This window comes from Streptomyces sp. NBC_01426 (assembly GCF_036231985.1).
GTDB lineage: Bacteria > Actinomycetota > Actinomycetes > Streptomycetales > Streptomycetaceae > Streptomyces.
In genome coordinates, this window is the sequence record NZ_CP109500.1 from 1,521,929 (window position 1) to 1,539,416 (window position 17,488).

Genomic DNA, 17,488 nt, shown 5'->3' on the forward strand with positions numbered 1-17,488 from the left:
CATCGACGGTAGGGACGAAGGTCCCGAAAGGTCCAAGACATGGTGAAGCTGATGTCGATAGGGATTCCCTATACAAGGGCTACGCTGGCACGATGCAGTTCCAGCAGCTCGTGTACTTCGTGGCCGTTGCCGAGACCCGGCATTTCACCCGCGCGGCAGAGCGTGAACACGTGGCGCAACCTTCGCTGTCCCAGCAGATCAAAGCGCTCGAAAGGGAGCTGGGCGCGGAACTCTTCAGCCGGGCGCGCGGCAACATCGCGCTCACCGACGCGGGCGAGGCCCTGCTGCCGCTGGCCCGACGCATCCTCGCGGACGCCGACACGGCGCGGCTGGAGGTACAGGAACTGGCGCAGCTGCGGCGCGGGCGGGTGCGGCTCGGAGCCACGCCGAGCGTGTGCACGGGGCTGCTGCCGGGCGTGCTGCGGGCCTTCCACTCCGCCCACCCCGGGATCGAGCTGCTGATCGAGGAGAGCGGCTCGCTGGACCTCGTGCGGGAGCTGGCGCGGGGAGTCTTGGACCTGGCCCTCGTCTCGCTGCCGCTGCCGCCGTCGGCACCTGCCCTGACCACTGTGGAGTTGTTGACGGAGGACCTGGTGGTGGTCTCGTCGGCCGACCTTCCGCCGCCGGTGGGAGGCGGCCCGCTGACGATCTCCGCCTTGCGGGACGAACCGATGGTGATGTTCCGACACGGCTACGACCTGCGTGATCTGACGGTGGCGGCCTGCCGGGCGGCGGGCTTCGAGCCGGTGTTCACGGTGGAGGGCGGCGAGATGGACGCGGTGCTCGGCTTCGTCCGCGCCGGCCTGGGCCTCGCGGTGGTCCCGGCCATGGTGGTCGCCCACGGCGGCCCCGGCCTGCGCGCCACCCCCCTGGCGGGCTCACCCCTGCGCCGCACGATCGCCCTGGCCCACCGCACGGACGTCGCCCCGCCCCGCGCGGCTCGGGAACTCAAGCGCATGCTTCTGGAGAACTGACCGGACCGCTGCGGGGGCTGCGGGTGGAGGGGTGGGGGTGGGGCGGGGGTGGGGCGGGGGTGGGGCGGATCCGATACGGGGAGCCGGGCTCGGGGCGATGCGGGGCGCAGGGCCGTGGGGGCTGCGGCTGCGGCTGCGGCTGCGGCTGCGGCTGCGGGGACCGTCCAGCGCGCGGGCAGGCTGCGACCGGCGGCCGAGGGACCGGAACCTCGGACCCGGAGAGCTGAACCTGGAACGCTGAACCTGGAACGCGAAGGGCGCGGGCCGCGACCGGCTCGTTCAGGAACGTCTGGACAGGTTCGCGTCGAGCCCTTCGGCCAGCATCCCGAAGGCCTGGTCGGCTTCGGTGACGGCTGCCGCGTAGGCGTCGTCCGCGCTCACGCCCGAGGCGATGCGAGCCCAGTTCGCCCTGCCCAGCCCCTGACGTACCGCCACCAGGTGCGTGGCCGCCATGCGGGCGGCGAGCGGGGCGACGGACTCCGCCTCCAGGACTTCCGCGAGCAGTTCCACCTCACGGGTCGTGTAGTGGGCCATGCGGCCCTCCAGGCTCGCCGTGGAGTACAGCAGCTCCTGGAACGCCAGGACGTTCGGATGATCACAGAGGCCGGTGATCGGGTCCCGTTTCACGAGGCCCGCCAGGAAGTGCGCATGGAGCGCACCCACCGGGGTCTGCCCACTTTCCCGGTCGCGCACGATGCGCGCCGCCTCGTCCTGGTGGTCCGCGAAGCGGTCGAGGATCAGATCCTCCTTGCTCGGGAAGTACCGGAACAGGGTGGGTTTGGAGACCTCGGCCGCGGCGGCGACATCCGCCACCGAAACGGCGTCGAAGCCTCGCTCCAGGAAGAGTTCCAGCGCCGTGGCCGCCAGCCGGTGACGCGTTCGTAGTTTCTTGCTCTCACGGAGCCCTGTCGTGTTTTCCATGTCACACACCGTACACACAAGACGTGACCGAGTCAAATATTTAACCGGGTTGCATTTTTCTTCCGGATCCGCTTTCCTTGAGTCATCGACGACAAATGGCGACGAGAGGACATCCGATGACCGACGTTCTGATTGCGGGTTCCGGCCCCACCGGCCTGACGCTCGCCTGCGACCTGGCGCGCCGCGGCGTCACCGTGCGAGTCATCGACCAGCGCGCCTCGCCGCACCGCGAGTCCCGCGGCAAGTCCCTGAACCAGGACGGCCTCAAGGTCTTGACAGACCTCGGCGTCGCCGGCCGACTGGCGGCCGTCGGCATCCCGGACCTGACGTTCCGCAAGTACTTCGACGGCGCCCATGTCAATGACACCCCCGTCCCCGACTTCCTGTTCCTGGCCCAGTGGCAGATCGAGGCGGTGCTGCGCGACCTTCTCGCCGAGTTCGGCGTGCACGTCGAGTACGGAGCCACACTCACGGACGTGCGCCAGGACCCCACCGGGGTCGACGCGGAGTTGGCCGATGGCCGAGTCATCCGAGCCGGGTACCTAGCAGGATGCGACGGCGGACGCAGCACGACCCGCACCCTCCTCGGGATCGCCTTCGAGGGGACGAGCGAGGAGGACGAGGCGATGGTGGTCGGTGACGTGACGGCGCCGGGGCTCGGGCGGGACGTCTGGCACCAGTGGTTCACCTCGGACGGCGGGGTCATGTTGCTCTGCCCGATGCCAGGGACCGGCACCTTCCAACTCCAGGCCTCCCGGGAGCGCGACGAGCACGGCCGGCCGCTGCCGCCCTCACTGGAGAGCTTTCAGCGCCTGTTCGACCGGCACGCCCGGATGCCGGGGATACGACTCGGGGAAGCCACCTGGCTGTCGACCTGGCGGGTCAACGTCCGCATGGCGGCCCGGATACGCGAGGGCCGGGTCTTCCTCGCGGGAGACGCGGCCCACGTCCAACCGATCGCCGGAGGGCTGGGCATGAACACCGGGATCCAAGACGCGGCGGCCCTGACCCGAACACTGGCCGCGGCGCTCGGCGAAGAGACCGGGCCCGCCCGGGAGGCGGCTCTCGGCGCATACGAGGCGGAGCGGCTTCCGGCGGCCGCCGAGGTCTTGACCGAGACCGTCCGACGGCACCGACGGGTGCTGGCCGCGGTGCGCACGGCGGGCAACGGTACGGAGTCCGGCCGGGGCTGACCTCCCCCGCGCGCCCGACGGGGACAGCGGCCCCAGGGCATTGACCGCACCGCCCCACCGCTGAACAGGGACCGATGCACGCCGCACGGCCGGCACGCCGAACGCCGCCCGAACGCCACCCGACGCCGCCGAACACCACCGTCGGGACACCCGGGCCGGGGCGTCTCCTGGGATCGGGGATCCCGCCGGGCCCGCGGCGTCCCGGCGCCGCGGGCGTCAGGGAGGCGGCGTCAGGGAGCGGGAACCGCGTCCGAGAGGGAGAGCGAGTGGATGCGGTCCGGGGCGCCGGGACGGGCGTAGTACCAGCCCTGCGCGGTGTCGCAGCCGAGGTCGCGCAACTGGGCGGCCTGGACCCCGGTCTCCACGCCCTCGACGGTCACGGCGAGTTCGAGGCTGTGCGCCAGGGCGACGATCCCCTCCACGATCTTGACGTCGACGGGGTTGGCCGGCTGGTGCTGCATCCCCTGGGTGAAGGAACGGTCCAGCTTCAGGACGCTGACCGGGAGGCGGCGCAGGTTGGCCAGGTTGGAGTAGCCGGTGCCGAAGTCGTCGAGGGCGATGTCCACGCCGAGGGCGGCGAGCCGGCGCAGCGGCTCGAGGAGTTCGTCGTCGGCTCCGATCAAGGCCGACTCGGTGACCTCCAGGCACAGCGCGCCCGGGGCCAGCCCGGAGGCCTCCAGGACCCGCACGGTGTCGGCGACCAGGCCGGGGTGGTGGAGCTGGGTCGGCGACAGGTTGACGTTGATCCGCAGGGCCGAGCCGCCGTACTGGCGCTGCCAGTTGCAGGCCTGCCGGACGGACTCCTCCAGGACCCAGCGGCCGAGGGGCACGATCAGTCCGGTCCGCTCGGCCAGCGGGATGAAGCGGTCCGGGCCGAGTACCCCGTACTGCGGGTGCGACCAGCGCACCAGGGCCTCGGCGCCGTGGACGCTGCCGTCGTGCATGTGCACCAGCGGCTGGTACTCGATGAAGAACTCGCCGCGTTCCAGCGCCGCCGGGAGGGCGTTGGTCAGGCCGTGCCGGGTGATGGCGCGGGCGTCGGCCTCCTCGTCCGCGAACTCGAAGCGGTTCCCGCCGGCCGCCTTGGCCCGGTACATCGTGATGTCGGCGCTGCGCAGCACCTCCGCCGGGGTGCGTTCGCCCGCCGGGCCCTCGACGATGCCGATGCTGCCCCGGACGGTCAGCTCCCGCCCTTCCAACCGGATCGGGGTGGAGAGCGCGGAGAGGATGCGGACCGCGAGTTCCGTCACCTTCTCCCCGGTGTCGGAGCCGGTGGTCAGCGCGACGAACTCGTCGCCGCCGAGGCGCGCGACGACCTCGCCGGGCCCCGTCGCGCAGCTTTCCAGCCGGTCGGCGACCTCCACGAGCAATCGGTCGCCCGCCGAGTGTCCGAGGCTGTCGTTGACCGCCTTGAAGCCGTCGAGGTCCAGGTAGCACAGACCGAATCGGCTGCCGCCGGCCCCGTTGAGGGCCTTTTCCAGGCGCTCGAAGAAGAGTGTCCGGTTGGGCAGGCCGGTCAGGGCGTCGTGGGTGGCCTCGTAGCGCAGCCGCAGGTTCAGCAGCCGGCGTTCGGTGGTGTCCTCCATGAGGGCCAGTTGGTACTGCGGCCGTCCCTCGGCGTCACGCAACAGCGACACCGTCAGATTGGTCCACAGCACGGTTCCGTCGTGCCGGTAGTACGGCTTCTCCACCCGGTAGTGCTCGCGCTCGCCGCGCACCAGTTCGCCGTACATCCGCCAGACGTGCGGGGTGTCGTCGGGGTGGCCCCAATCGCTGACGTTGCGGCCCCGGACGTGTCCTTCGAGGCCGCCGAACATCTGCAGGAGGGTGTCGTTGACCTCCAGCACGTTGCCCTGGAGGTCCGCGATGCCGATGCCGATCGCGGCGCCCTCGAAGACGGCGCGGAAGCGTGCCTCGCTGGCGTGCAGGGCCTTCTGGGCGTCGATGCGTGCGGTCAGGGCGGAGCGGGCGATGGCCTCCTGCTCCTTGAGGGTGCGTTCGCGCAGCGCCCGGGCGAATCCGGCCGCGATGCCGTGCTGGAGCCGGGCGCAGCGGGCCCGGTACTCCTCGGTGCCCTCCACTCCGGCGCCGTCCGGGCCGCAGTACAGGACGAGGTACGACTCGACCACGCCGAGGGTCCCGGCGAGGGCCTCCGGGTCGGTGCAGTGCACGGCGACGAGGTCGGCACCGACCCGCTGGGCGATGGTCGCGTCGAAGGGTCGCGCGTGCAGTGCCTCGGTGAGGGTGCGGGTGAGCGGGACGAGGTGTCGTTCGAACTCGGGCCGGGTCAGCGACGTGGCGGTGACCGGGAAGATGGCGCGCCCCCAGATCGTCGCGAAGCGCGCGATCCGGTCCTCCAGTCCGCTCCGCAGTTCTCCCACGGGCGCCCGGCCCGCGCGCGGGCCGGGCGGCGGGTTGTCCTCGCTCGGGGGTTCCTTCGGGTGCTTCCCGGCCCCGGCGCCCGACTGGAGGGCCGAGGTCGGGCCGGCGGAGTGCGGGGTCGGAGCCGGGAGTCTCACGCCTTGCGTCCCACGCCGCCGAAGCCCGAGAAGGCGTACGGGTCCTCCGGAGTGTCGCCGTCGGCCGACGAGTCGGCGCGGTCGGGGCGCCAGTCCGGCATGGAGACGAGGCCCGGTTCGACCCATTCGAAGCCGTCGAAGAAGCGGCTGATCTCCTGGTGGTCGCGCATCACGAGCGGGTTGCGGATGTCCCGGTAGACGCCGACGGCCCCGCCCGCGACCTCCTGGGACAGGGGGATGCCCTCGTACGAGGCGTGGGTGAGGATCAGCAGGCTGCCCGGGGCCAGCGCGTCGCGCAGCTGCGCGACGGCGGTGTACGGGTCGTCGGAGTCCTCGATGAAGTGCAGGACGGCGACGAGCAGCAGTGCGACCGGACGTTCGAAGTCGATCAGTCGGGTGACCTCGGGGCCGGCGAGGATCTCCTGCGGCTTGCGCAGGTCGGCGGCGACGACTCCGGTGAGTTCGTCGCCGGCCAGGACGGCCTGGCTGTGCGCGACGGCCACCGGGTCGTGGTCGACGTAGACGACGCGCGCCTCGGGGCTGGCGGCCCGGGCGATCTCGTGGACGTTGCCGAAGGTCGGGATGCCGGAGCCGATGTCGAGGAACTGGGTGACGCCCTGGGAGACGGCGTGGCGGACGGCGCGCCGCATGAATGCCCGGTTGGCCTGCATGATCTTGGGGAGGCCCGGCAGGAATTCCATGGCGCGCCGGGCGGCCTGGCGGTCGACCTCGAAATTGTGCGAGCCGCCCAGGTAGTAATCGTAGATGCGGGACACGCTCGGCACCGATATGTCGATGCCTGGCGGGGCCCAGGCGGGGCGCTCCATCGGGGTCTCCAAGCGGTAGTCGTGCCGTGGTCCGTCGAGGGTCCGCCCAGGGGTCGGACTCCTGTCCGAGCCGAATGTACTGATCATTGCCCAACGGAGCGAGCAAAAGCGGAAATTGGCGATCCGTTCTTGGTCACACACCAAAGCCAGGAACGGGTCCCTCCGGGGGCTTTGAGCGAAACCGACAAATACCTTTTGGGAATTGACCGGTGGGTAACCTGACACGATCGAAGACTGGCTCAAACCTCTATGGTCCGAACTCCGCCCGTTCAGGCGAACCAGAGCCGACCTTCACGTGCGCGGGCGCGCGCGGGCCCATGCTCCCGGGGTGAACAGAGCCTGTGCCCGGCGCCTGCTGGCGGTCCCGGTCCTGCTGTGGGCGGCCTTGTCCGCCACGCCGGCCGTGGCCGATAGCCGCGCCTACGCGACGATCGACACCGGGGACGGCGCGAGCGCCGTCCGGGTGCTCGCGGCCGCCGGCAAGGGCGGGGGCGGAGCCGGCCGAGGTGGCGTACATCACGAAAACAGCCACGTCGTCGACCGCGGAAACGACCGGGGGAACAGCGAGGGATCCGACCGCGGAAACGACCGCGGAAACGGCCGTGGCCATGGTCACGGCCACGGCGGGCACCACGGTGGGCACCACGGCGGAGGCCATCACGGCGGGCACCACTGCCCGCCGCCGCCTCCCCCACCGTGCCCACCGAAGCCGACTCCCACGCCCACACCGACCCCTACGCCGACGCCCACCCCGCCGAAGCCCACCCCGCCACCGAAGCCCAAGCCCACCCCGCCGCCTCCCGCGCCGCCGAAGCCGGCCCCCAAGCCGCCGCCGAAGCCCGCCCCCAAGCCCGTGCCCAAGCCGGCGGCACCCGCGCCGCCGATCCTCGTGGTCCACAAGCCGCCGGCCGCTGCGCCGAAGCCCGCACCGGAGCCGGCGCCCACCCCCGTGGTGACCCCACCGCCCGCGCCGCCCAAGGTCGTGGCCCGGCCGAGCTACCACGCGGCGACCCGCAAGCCGGTCGAGCACCACATCTCGCCGGTCACCTTCACCCTCATGACCGCGGCTCCCGCGGTGCTCGCGATCGTCGCGCTGCGCCCGCGCTGACCCGCTCTCGATCCTTTCCCTACCCCTCGTCTTGGAGTCATCTTGTCGGAATGGCTCGTCCTGTCCCTCGCGATGGCAGCGGCCTGTGCCGTGGTGCTGTCCATCGCCTTCTTCAATCACCGGCGGATCGGCGACGACGACGATCCGAACGAGACCCCGGACGTCATCGAGTACATGACGATGATGATCGGGGTGATCTACGCGATCGTCCTGGGCCTGGCGATCGCGGGCGTCTGGGAGGGCCGCGGGGCCGCCCAGGAATACGTGCGCCAGGAATCACAGGCCCTGCACGAGATCAGCGTCCGATCCGAGGTCTATCCGGCGGACATCCGCAAGAAGATCCGCTCCGACGTCGACGCGTATGTGACGCACGTGGTCGACACGGAGTGGACGCAGATGGCGGAGAAGGGTGAACTCACCGATCAGAGCGCAGAGTTGTTGGAGCACATCCGCCGGGACGTGACCGACTACGAGCCGCGGACCGACCACGAGGGGCAGGCCTACCAGCCACTGGTCGACCAGGTAGCGCTCGTGGACGACGCCCGCAACGCACGCGGCCAGAGCGCCGGCGCCACGATGCCCGGAGTGGTGTGGTTCGGGCTGATCGCCGGCGCACTGGTGACGGTCGGGCTGATCTTCACCCTCCAGATCCGGCGCTCGTTCCGCGAGATGCTGCTGGCGGGGCTCTTCAGCGCCCTGATCGCCTTCCTGCTCTTCCTGATCTGGGACTTCGACGCACCGTTCGGGCGGGGCATCGCGGCGACCGCGGAACCGTTCCTCGCCCAGTTCCCGCATCTGGGCCTGGAGAACTGACGGAACACCGCACCCCGACGCCCGTCGGCAAACCGGGGACGGGCCTCCCGTCCCCGGTTCGGCCTACCGGCATGCCCCATTCGCCCGTTCCTGATCGCGGGTCACGGCCCCCGCACCTAGCGTGGCGAGCATCGAGGCGCACGACCCCCCACGTGCGGAAACCGTTCCGCGGCTGCTCCTCGGGGATCCGGAGAAACTCCATGGGTGCGATACGCAGCTCCGCCACAGCCCTGCTGAGCGCCGGTGCCACGGGCGCCGCTCTCGCGCTCGGCGCCTTGGGCGCGCCCGCCGCGACCGCGGCCGAGGCCGCGCCCATCACCTCGTTCGGCTTCACCATCACCCCCTCGACCGTCGCGCCCGGCGGTCAGACGGTGCTCTCCGTCACCGGCTGCGATGCGGCGTTCGCCACCGCCTCCTCCGGGGTCTTCGACACCGTGAGCATCGCGCGCGGCCAGACCGCGCGGGTCACCGTGGACCGGGACGCCCGGGTCGGCGCCCTGTACTCCGTCTCCTTCACCTGCAACGGGGAGACCGGCTCCGCCGACCTGACGATCGCCGGCGGCACGGCCCGGCCGACCACCAGTTCCACCGTGGGCGTCCGCCGCACGCCGGCCCCGATCCCGCCCCCGCCGCCCGCCGTCGTCCCCACCCGGACGCCGACCCGGTCGGCCGGCGTCACGCCCACCCGGTCCGTGTCCCGCCCCGCCTCCAGTGCCCCCGGACTCGGTGTCCGAGGCGGCCTCGGCGGCAGCGTGGCCGGCATGGATCCCGTGGAGTTGGGCCTGGGTGCGGCCCTGGTGCTCGCCGGCGCGGCCGGCACCACGTACGCCTTGCGCCGTCGCCGCTCGGCCCGCGGCCACTGACCCGCCCGCGCGCCCGTACCCCGCACGTCGGTACCCCGCCCACCCGGTAGGCACCACCGGTACCGCCCGACCCGTACGCACCACCAGCAGCGCCCATCCCGCCCGTACGCACCAATCGCCACCCGCCCGACAACCGCCGGTCGCCCCGAGTCCTGGTCAGGACTTCGGGGCGACCGGCGGTTCCGGGACGACCGGGAAGGTCAGCCGGTCAGACCCGGCCGGCGACGGGACGGCGACGGCGCATCACGTGGACGCCGGCCCCAAGGGCGGCGGCACTGATGAGCCCCGCGCCGATCGCGGTCTCGGTGGAGGACGGGCCGAAGGAGCCGCCCAGGCCGCCTTGCGCACCGCGCCCGTCGAGGATCGTGAAGCGGTGCGTGGCCACCAGGCTGCTGTCGTGGCACTTGACGGACAGCGTCTGGTGGCCCGGAGACGCGTGGTTGAAGATGCGGACGGTCGCGAACCCGATGGAGCCGGCCGACAGGTTCGTCTGCGGAAAGTTGCCGTGCGACCAGACCGTGCCACCGTGGCCGCAGCCGGCCGCGCTGACCTGCATCGTGGAGCCCTGGTGGACGGAGTACGGGTTGACCGTGACGTTGCTTGGGCCGTTGCCGCCGCCTGATGGCGGCCCGCCCGCCGGGTTCGCCGAAGCGAACGGAATCCCGAGACCGACGACGGCGAACGCCGCGGCGGTCACGGCAAGAGCGCGAGAAGCACGCATGGTGGAACCTCCAGCGGGAAGCGCCCCGGAGCGGTCGCCCGGGAAGATCGACGAGAACGCCTCCCATCACGAACCCTCGGGGCGGCTCGCAACCAGCGCATTTCAGGCTTTGGGCCGCCCGGTTGAGCGACACGCCGAAGCGCGGGCATCTCATCTGACGGATCCGCAGGTCACGACCCGTCAGTCATTTATGTGACGATTACCTGGATGGCCGCACCCCGTCCGGCGGCACCACCCGTTCGCTCTTCCCCGATCGCCGTCCCGCGCGTGCACCCTTAGCGTGCGTGAAGAAGGGCGTACCGGGGAGGGACTGGAACGCGGGTCGGGACCCCCGCGTCGGGAAGGGAGAGCCATGACCGAGGACGAAAGTGAGCAGCGACCGAGGAGACGCTCCCCCTGGGGTGCGCTCGCGCTGGTCCTGCTCACCGGCCTCGCCATGATGCGCAACGGCGTGGACTTCGAGGGCGGGCCGCCACAGCCCGCCGCCGCGGCGGCGGTCGGGGCGCATACCGACCGGCTGCCGGCGAATCCGCCCGCGCCGCCCGCGGACATGGAGGTGTTGGAGCACTCGTCGGTCCAGCGCATCCGGATCCCCGGGATCAGCGTGGACGCGCCGGTGATGACGGTCGGACTGGACGCGACGGGCTGGATCGACGCCCCGCCGCCGGCGGATCCGAACCTCGCCGGCTGGTACCTCAACGGGATCTCGCCGGGTCAGCGCGGGTCCGCCGTGATCGTGGGTCACGTGGACAACGCGCAGGGTCCGGCCGTCTTCTACGGTCTGGGGTCGGTCCGCAAGGGCAGCCGCATCGAGGTGGAGCGCTACGACGGACGGACGGCCGTGTTCGAGGTGTACGGCGTGGAGGTCTTCTCCAAGGACGCCTTCCCCGGAGCCCGGGTGTACGGGGACACCGGGCACGCGGAACTCCGGGTGATCACCTGCGGCGGCGGCTACTCGAAGGCCCAGGGCTACGACGGCAACGTGGTCGTCTTCGCCCGGATGGTGGAGGCCCGCTGAGCAGTCGATCGACGTCGGTACGTCGCCGCCGCGCCGAGGGAGCGGATCCTCGGCGCGGCGGCTACGCGGGCGGCCTCGGCAGGGTCATCCGGTAGCCCCGTGAGAGGAGTTGGGGCAGGTAGGTGGCGAGTGCCTGGACGCTCTGCGCGCGGTTTCCGCCCGCGTCGTGGTTCAGCACGATCACCCCGGACCCGGCGCCCTTGAGGACGCGGGAGACGATGGTCGTGGTGCCGGGCTCCGTCCAGTCGAGGGAGTCCACGGTCCAGGCGAGCGGCTCCATGCCCAGTTCGGCGCCGATCTCGAAGGCGGCCCGGTTCCACGCCCCGTAGGGCGCCCGGAACCACTTGGGCGCCTCCCCCACCGCCTGCTGGACGACGTCGCTCGTGCGTCCGATCTCGGAGGTGAGGGCGGGGCGGGTGAGTTGGGGGATCAGCGGGTGGGTCCAGGTGTGGTTGCCGATGACGTGTCCCTCGGCGACCATGCGGCGCAGCAGGTCGCGGTTCTCGGTGGCCATCTCCCCGCAGACGAAGAACATGGCGCGGACCTGGTACCGGGCGAGGGTGTCGAGGATCCCGGGGGTGTAGCGGGGGTCGGGGCCGTCGTCGAAGGTGAGCACCATGGCGCCGGCCGTGCTCGGGTCGGCCGGCAGTCCCTCGATGGGTCGGGTGCGGACGGCGGGCTTCGCGACGGCCGGACGCGCGGGTGAGTCGGAGGTCATCGGGGCCAGCCGGTACGAGGTGGGCGGCGGCCCTTGGGGCAGGCGGGCGGGTGGGCCTCCGGCGGGCCCGGGGCCGGCGGCCGGAGCCGGGCCGACGGTTCTCGGGACCTGTGTGTCGGTCTCGCCCCCGGTCAGCAGCCCGGAGGCGGCGGCGACTCCGAGGAAGACGGCGCTGCGCAGGAGCACGCGTCGCCCTACTGTCGGTTCGTCATTTTTCATTCTTACTACGTATCAACGACATCGTCGAAGATGTCGAGGGGCGCGGGAGCGCTTCCTCCCCCTCACCCGCACGGACCAGCCGAGACCGGACGGGTCAGCCGCGGCCGGACCGGTCAGCCGCGGCGCACCAGCGGGAACGGGAGCGTCTCGCGGATCGTCAGGCCCGTGAGGAACATGACGAGTCGGTCGACGCCGATGCCCAGGCCCCCGGTCGGCGGCATCGCGTACTCCAGCGCGTCCAGGAAGTCGTTGTCGAGTTCCATCGCCTCCGGGTCGCCGCCCGCAGCCAACAGCGACTGCGCGGTGAGTCGGCGCCGCTGTTCCACGGGGTCGGTGAGTTCCGAGTAGGCGGTGCCCAGTTCGGTGCCGAAGGCCACCAGGTCCCAGCGTTCGGCGAGCCTGGGGTCCTTGCGGTGCTGTCGGGTCAGCGGGGAGACGTCGGTCGGGAAGTCCTTGTAGAAGGTGGGGAGTTTGGTGCGCTCCTCCACCAGCCGCTCGTACATCTCCAGCACCACGTCACCGCGGGTGTTCTCGGGGGTGTGCGGGACCGACGCCCGATCGCACAGTCGGCGCAGCACGTGTTCCTCGGTGTCGGCGTCGACCTCCTCGCCGAGTGCCTCGCTGATCGCCCCGTACATCGTCTTGACCGGCCAGGTCCCGGAGATGTCGTGGACGACGAGCCTTCCGTCGGCGTCCGCCTTGTGGGCGATGGGCGAGCCGTAGGCGGCGGTGGCGGCGCCCTGGATGAGTTCGCGGGTGAGGTCGAGCATCACGTCGTAGTCGGCGAACGCCTGGTACGCCTCCAGCATCGTGAACTCGGGGTTGTGTTTGTAGGAGACGCCCTCGTTGCGGAAGGTGCGGCCCATCTCGAAGACCTTCTCCATGCCGCCGACGCAGAGCCGCTTCAGGTACAGCTCGGGTGCGATGCGCAGGTACAGGTCGAGGTCGTAGGCGTTGATGTGGGTGCGGAACGGCCGGGCGTTCGCCCCGCCGTGGATCTGCTGGAGCATCGGGGTCTCGACCTCCAGGTAGCCGCGATCCAGCAGCCCCTGGCGCAGGGCCTGGACCGCGCTGGAGCGGGCGCGTACGACGTCCCGGGCCTCGGGGCCGGAGATCAGGTCGAGGTAGCGCCGGCGCACGCGCGCCTCGGGGTCGGCGAGACCCTTGCGCTTGTCGGGCAGCGGGCGCAGGCATTTGCCGGTGAGCTGCCAGGAGGTGACCACGACGGACAGTTCGCCGGTCCTGCTGGTGCCGACCTCCCCGGAGACCACGACCTGGTCGCCGAAGTCGACCTGGGAGGTGAAGGTGTCCAGTACCTCCGCGCCGGCCTCGTCCCGCGTGAACATCACCTGGGTGTCGCCGGTCCAGTCACGCAGCACGGCGAAGACGACGCCGCCGAGGTCGCGTACGACCATGAGGCGGCCGGCGAGGGTCACCTCTTCACCGGTCCGGGCTCCGGGCGGGTAGCCGGGGTGGGCGGCCTTCAGCTGCGCGACGGTGTGGGTGCGCTGTCGGATGCCGACGGGGTAGGGGTCGGTGCCGGCGGCCCGGATCCGGTCCAGCTTGGCGTGGCGGACCCGTACCTGCTCGGGCAGTCGTTCGACCGGGGCGCCCTGGCCGGGCTCCCCCACCGATTCCAGTCCGAGGGAGTCGATGGAGGGCAGGCCCGCGGTGCTGGACGGGGCGGTGAGGCCCTTGGGGTGGCCGTTGCCCCACAGGGTGCGCATGCGCGGTACGGAGACGAAGCCCTCGGCGATGCCGGAGGCGAGGCTGACCCGGGCGAGCGAGCCGGCGTCCTGGTAGCAGAGGAATCGGGGGTACCACTCGGGGCCGTACTTGACGTTCGATCGGTACAGGGCCTCCAACTGCCACCAGCGGGAGAAGAACAGCAGCAGTTTGCGCCACAGCCTCAGGATCGGGCCGGCGCCGATGCGGCCGCCCTCCTCGAAGGCGGACCGGAAGACGGCGAAGTTCAGGGAGATGCGGCGCACTCCCAGGCCGGGCGCGGCGGCGCACAGTTGGGCGACCATGAACTCCATGACCCCGTTGGGCGCGGAGCGGTCGCGGCGCATCAGGTCGAGGGAGATGCCGTCCCTGCCCCAGGGGACGAAGGACAGCAGGGCGATCAGTTCGCCCTTGTCGTCGAGGGCCTCGACGAGCAGGCAGTCCCCGTCGGCGGCGTCTCCGAGCCGGTCCAGGGCCATCGAGAAGCCGCGTTCGGTCTCGGTGTCACGCCAGGTGTCGGCCCGGTCGACGATCATCTGCATCTCGTCCTCGGAGAGGGCGGAGTGCCGGCGGATGACCGTGGTGGCGCCCGTGCGGCGGACCCGGTTGACGGCCTGTCGGGTGACGCGCATGTCGCGGCCGTCGAGGTCGAAGTGGGCCACTTGCAGGATGGCCTCGTCGCCGAGTTGCAGGGCGCCGAGCCCGGAGCGGGCGTACGCGGTCGCCCCGTCCTCGGAGGCGCCCATGACGGCGCTCTGCCAGCCGTAGCGGCCGGCGACCGCCAGCCAGGCGTTGATGGCCGGGGTCCAGGCCGCGGGGTCGCCGACCGGGTCGCCGCTGGCGAGGCAGACGCCCGCCTCCACGCGGTAGGTCACGGCGGCCTTGCCGCTGGGGGCGAACACGACGGCCTTGTCCCGGCGGGTGGCGAAGTAGCCGAGGGAGTCGGCGCGGCCGTACGCGCCGAGGAGGGCGCGGATGCGGGACTCCTCGTCCCCGTGGAGGGCGGCGGTCAGCCGCTGGGAGCGGAAGAGGGTGGCGGCCGCGTTCAGCAGGGCGAGGGCGCCGAACAGGCCGAGCAGGAAGTAGAGGGGGCGGGGCGGACGGCCGTCGAACTGGCGGGCGGAGAAGAGTCCGCCGAACACCTGCTTGGCGGCCCAGTCGAGCCACTGCCCCTGGGGCAGGGTGCCGGGGAACAGCGCGACCAGGCCCCAGCCGAGGAGGACGGCGGCGAGCAGTCCGAGGCCCAGCACGAGCAGGGCCCGCCACAGGGCGCCGGGGCGGGAGGCGGCGTAGAACTCCTGGCGGGCGGCGATCAGGACGACGAGGGCCGCGACGGAGATGCCCATCGAGACGCCGCCGACCCAGTAGTCCCCGTCCGCGATGATCAGGACGTCGACGAGGATCAGCAGGGCCAGATAGGTGACGACGATCCACCACGCGACCCGCTTGCGCATGCCCAGGGCCGCGGCCAGCAGGAAGAGGAAGACCGCGTAGGCGAGGTTCTCGCTGACGGGCACCACGTACTCGTCGAGGAAGCGCACGACGTGCCGCAGGAGTCTGCGCAGCGTCGGGGAGAGCGCCAGCAGGGCACAGAACAGGCCGAGCGCCCCGAAGAACGCTCCGAACGCGTCGGGAACCCGGTTGAGGAAGCGGTTCCGGGTTCCGCGTGTCTCCTCCACGGTGGCACTCATGGTTCGCACTGTAGGGAGGCCCGTGCCGGTCCGCGCGGCGAGACGGTTAGCCTCGGAGGCGTGACAGAGCACGTGAACACGGGATTCGAGCGCGGTACGGACGGCCCGAAGGTGATCCTGGCCGGGATCGACGGATCGGAGTCCTCGCTCCGGGCGGCGGCTTACGCCGCGGGGCTGGCCCGACGGCAGAACGCGCTGCTGGCGTTGGTGTACGTCCAGCCGGTGATGCAGGCTGGTGCCTCGTTGGGCGTCCCGGTGGCGGATGCGACCGGGGAGATCGCCGAGGGCATCGTCGCGGAGATCCGCGCGTCGGCGGAACGCCTCAAGGGCATCTTCGAGGTGCGCTGGCAGTTCCACACGTTCCGCGGGGACCCGTACGGGGGCCTGGTGAGCGCGGCGGAGGAGCTGAAGGCGGACGCGGTGGTGGTCGGCGCCTCCGAGCAGGCCGGTCATCGGATCGTCGGCTCGGTGGCGGTCCGGCTGGTCAAGGCGGGCCGCTGGCCCGTCACCGTCGTGCCGTAGCCCCACCGCCTCGCCGCCGTCCGGGCCCGGTCACCGGGTCGCCCCGTCCGGGCCCGGCCACAGGGTCGCCCCTCCGGATCCGGTCACCGGGTCGGCCGCGTCAGCGGGCTCGGTCGCGTCAGCGGGTCGGCCGCGAGAGCGGGTCGTGCGCCTCAGCGGGTCGGTCGCGTCACCGCTTTCAGGCCGTCCTTGGCGGCGCCGCGGCTGAGGACGGCCTCGGTGATGGCCTCGTGCGCGGTGCGGTGGTCGTCCCGGTCCGACGATCCGGCCAGGGCGTCGACGAGGTTGACGACCCTGCCCTCGTCGTTGTCCATGAGCTGCGGGATGAACTCGGCCTTCGTGACCTGCCAGCGCTGCCCGGGCGCCGCCGGCGGGGCGAAGGTGAACCGGCCGATGGAGCTGTAGCTGCCGCGCAGGTCGCGGTCGCCCTCGTGGTTGAACATCTCGCCCGCCACCTGGTCGCCCATGCCGTAGACGATCCAGGTCCCATTGACCTTCTCGTAGGCCTGCGGGATGTGCGCGTGGGTCCCGAGGACCAGGTCGATGTCCGGCCGGCCGGCCGTCTGCGACGCGGTGAGTTCCCTGCCCAGCGACAGTTGCCTCTCGTCGGGTTCGGTCTGCCATTCCGTGCCCCAGTGCGTGCTGACCAGGACCACGTCGGCGCCCGCCTTCCGGGCCGCCCGCGCGTCCGCGACGATCTTCTTGGATTCGAGCAGGTTGACCGCCCAGGGCTTGCCCTCGGGCATCGGGTAGCCGTTGGTGTCGAAGGTGTACGCCAGATGGGCGACCTTGGCGGTACCCGCGGTGTACATCCTGGTCTTGGCGGCCTCGGCGGCGGTGCGGGCCGAACCGGCGTGTCCCAGACCGACCTTGTCGAAGCGGTCGAGGGTGCGTTCCAGCCCCTCCTCCCCGTCGTCCAGGGTGTGGTTCGACGCGGTGGAGCAGCCGTCGTAGCCCGCGTCCTTCAGTGCGTCGGCGATCTCGGGGGGCGACTTGAAGGCGGGGTAGCCGCTGAAGGGCCCGCCCTCCTCGCCGTAGATCGTCTCCATGTGGCAGAGGGCCAGATCGGCCGCCGAGACGACCGGTTTGACGCCTGCGAACAACGGCTTGAAATCGTGCCCGTCGCCGCCCGCGTCCACCGCTCCCTGCCGGATGACGGAGGTGTGGGGCAGTACGTCGCCGGTCGCCACCAGGGTGAATCCCTTCGCGGCGGCCCCGGTCGCGGCCGCGGGGGCGCCGGCCGCTTTGGACGGCGGGGGTTTCTGGGACGGCGCGAGGCGGGCGGGGGCGGAGCGCTCGGAGGTGGAGCAGCCGGCGACGGCGGCCGACAGCAGGACCGCGGACAGCAGCGCGAGGGCCCGGCGGGTGCGCGTGGTCATCTGCCCCAACTCTCATTAGTAGGACTATCCGATGATCTGAATTGATAGAAGAAGACGCCCCGCGTCAAGGAGCGGCGCCGCCCATCGGCCGTCGACTCACCCCGATGGCCGTTCGCCGCGCCGTTCGACCGTTCACCGCCCGGCACGGCCGCCCACCGGACGACCAGGGTGCTTGGGCGCAACGGCGGCGCCGGACGGTTCCGGGCCGGCTCGGCGCAGGTCAGGGTGAGTGCGTCGGACCCGAGCGGGCTCCCCAGCGGACGCCGGCGAACCTCGG

Annotated in this window: 14 protein-coding genes; 7 read left to right on the plus strand and 7 right to left on the minus strand. The window is 71.8% G+C overall.

What is annotated here, in order from left to right:
• Positions 1-92 precede the first annotated feature (92 nt).
• On the plus strand, positions 93-974 hold the full coding sequence (locus OG906_RS06710; protein WP_329440912.1) for a LysR family transcriptional regulator: 882 nt from the start codon (positions 93-95) through the stop codon (positions 972-974).
• A gap of 279 nt (positions 975-1,253) precedes the next feature.
• On the opposite strand, the gene OG906_RS06715 is transcribed toward OG906_RS06710, so the two are convergent.
• Positions 1,254-1,895, minus strand: a complete 642-nt coding sequence (locus tag OG906_RS06715; protein ID WP_329440914.1) for a TetR/AcrR family transcriptional regulator — start codon at positions 1,893-1,895, stop codon at positions 1,254-1,256.
• Positions 1,896-2,011: 116 nt separating this feature from the next.
• On the opposite strand from OG906_RS06715, the gene OG906_RS06720 reads away from it, so the two are divergent.
• A complete protein-coding gene (locus tag OG906_RS06720; protein WP_329440915.1) occupies positions 2,012-3,088 on the plus strand; it encodes an FAD-dependent monooxygenase in 1,077 nt (358 codons plus the stop codon).
• A gap of 230 nt (positions 3,089-3,318) precedes the next feature.
• Here the strand turns inward: OG906_RS06720 and OG906_RS06725 are convergent, their stop codons facing one another.
• Together OG906_RS06725 and OG906_RS06730 are read right to left on the minus strand one after the other, a co-directional pair.
• Positions 3,319-5,469, minus strand: a complete 2,151-nt coding sequence (locus OG906_RS06725; protein ID WP_329447948.1) for a putative bifunctional diguanylate cyclase/phosphodiesterase — start codon at positions 5,467-5,469, stop codon at positions 3,319-3,321.
• A gap of 134 nt (positions 5,470-5,603) precedes the next feature.
• Positions 5,604-6,434, minus strand: a complete 831-nt coding sequence (locus OG906_RS06730; protein WP_329440916.1) for an SAM-dependent methyltransferase — start codon at positions 6,432-6,434, stop codon at positions 5,604-5,606.
• A 328-nt stretch (positions 6,435-6,762) separates the two neighbouring features.
• Here OG906_RS06730 and OG906_RS06735 point away from each other — a divergent pair, with 328 nt between their 5' ends.
• The 3 genes from OG906_RS06735 (at position 6,763) to OG906_RS06745 (ending at position 9,218) form a co-directional block, all read left to right on the plus strand.
• Positions 6,763-7,542, plus strand: coding sequence for a hypothetical protein (locus OG906_RS06735; protein WP_329440918.1), 780 nt, complete (start codon positions 6,763-6,765; stop codon positions 7,540-7,542).
• A gap of 42 nt (positions 7,543-7,584) precedes the next feature.
• Positions 7,585-8,355: a bestrophin-like domain gene (locus OG906_RS06740; RefSeq protein WP_329440920.1), complete on the plus strand. Its 771-nt coding sequence runs from the start codon at positions 7,585-7,587 to the stop codon at positions 8,353-8,355.
• A 200-nt stretch (positions 8,356-8,555) separates the two neighbouring features.
• The gene (locus OG906_RS06745) at positions 8,556-9,218 is read left to right on the plus strand and encodes a hypothetical protein (protein ID WP_329440921.1); all 663 of its coding nucleotides are present in this window, start codon (positions 8,556-8,558) and stop codon (positions 9,216-9,218) included.
• Between the two features lie 208 nt (positions 9,219-9,426).
• Here OG906_RS06745 and OG906_RS06750 read toward each other — a convergent pair whose 3' ends face one another.
• Positions 9,427-9,939 (minus strand): hypothetical protein, encoded by a 513-nt coding sequence (locus tag OG906_RS06750; RefSeq protein ID WP_329440923.1) that lies wholly within the window; start codon positions 9,937-9,939, stop codon positions 9,427-9,429.
• Between the two features lie 352 nt (positions 9,940-10,291).
• Here OG906_RS06750 and OG906_RS06755 point away from each other — a divergent pair, with 352 nt between their 5' ends.
• Positions 10,292-10,957 carry a class F sortase gene (locus OG906_RS06755; RefSeq protein WP_267798528.1) on the plus strand — a complete coding sequence of 222 codons (666 nt, stop codon included), beginning with the start codon at positions 10,292-10,294 and terminating at the stop codon, positions 10,955-10,957.
• A 61-nt stretch (positions 10,958-11,018) separates the two neighbouring features.
• Here the strand turns inward: OG906_RS06755 and OG906_RS06760 are convergent, their stop codons facing one another.
• Positions 11,019-11,894: a polysaccharide deacetylase family protein gene (locus OG906_RS06760; RefSeq protein ID WP_329440924.1), complete on the minus strand. Its 876-nt coding sequence runs from the start codon at positions 11,892-11,894 to the stop codon at positions 11,019-11,021.
• Between the two features lie 113 nt (positions 11,895-12,007).
• The gene (gene lysX, locus OG906_RS06765; RefSeq protein ID WP_329440925.1) at positions 12,008-15,310 is read right to left on the minus strand and encodes a bifunctional lysylphosphatidylglycerol synthetase/lysine--tRNA ligase LysX; all 3,303 of its coding nucleotides are present in this window, start codon (positions 15,308-15,310) and stop codon (positions 12,008-12,010) included.
• Positions 15,311-15,370: 60 nt separating this feature from the next.
• Here lysX and OG906_RS06770 point away from each other — a divergent pair, with 60 nt between their 5' ends.
• Positions 15,371-15,832 carry a universal stress protein gene (locus tag OG906_RS06770; RefSeq protein ID WP_329440927.1) on the plus strand — a complete coding sequence of 154 codons (462 nt, stop codon included), beginning with the start codon at positions 15,371-15,373 and terminating at the stop codon, positions 15,830-15,832.
• Between the two features lie 152 nt (positions 15,833-15,984).
• Here OG906_RS06770 and OG906_RS06775 read toward each other — a convergent pair whose 3' ends face one another.
• A complete protein-coding gene (locus OG906_RS06775) occupies positions 15,985-17,211 on the minus strand; it encodes a CapA family protein (RefSeq protein ID WP_329440928.1) in 1,227 nt (408 codons plus the stop codon).
• Between the last annotated feature and the right edge of the window lie 277 nt (positions 17,212-17,488).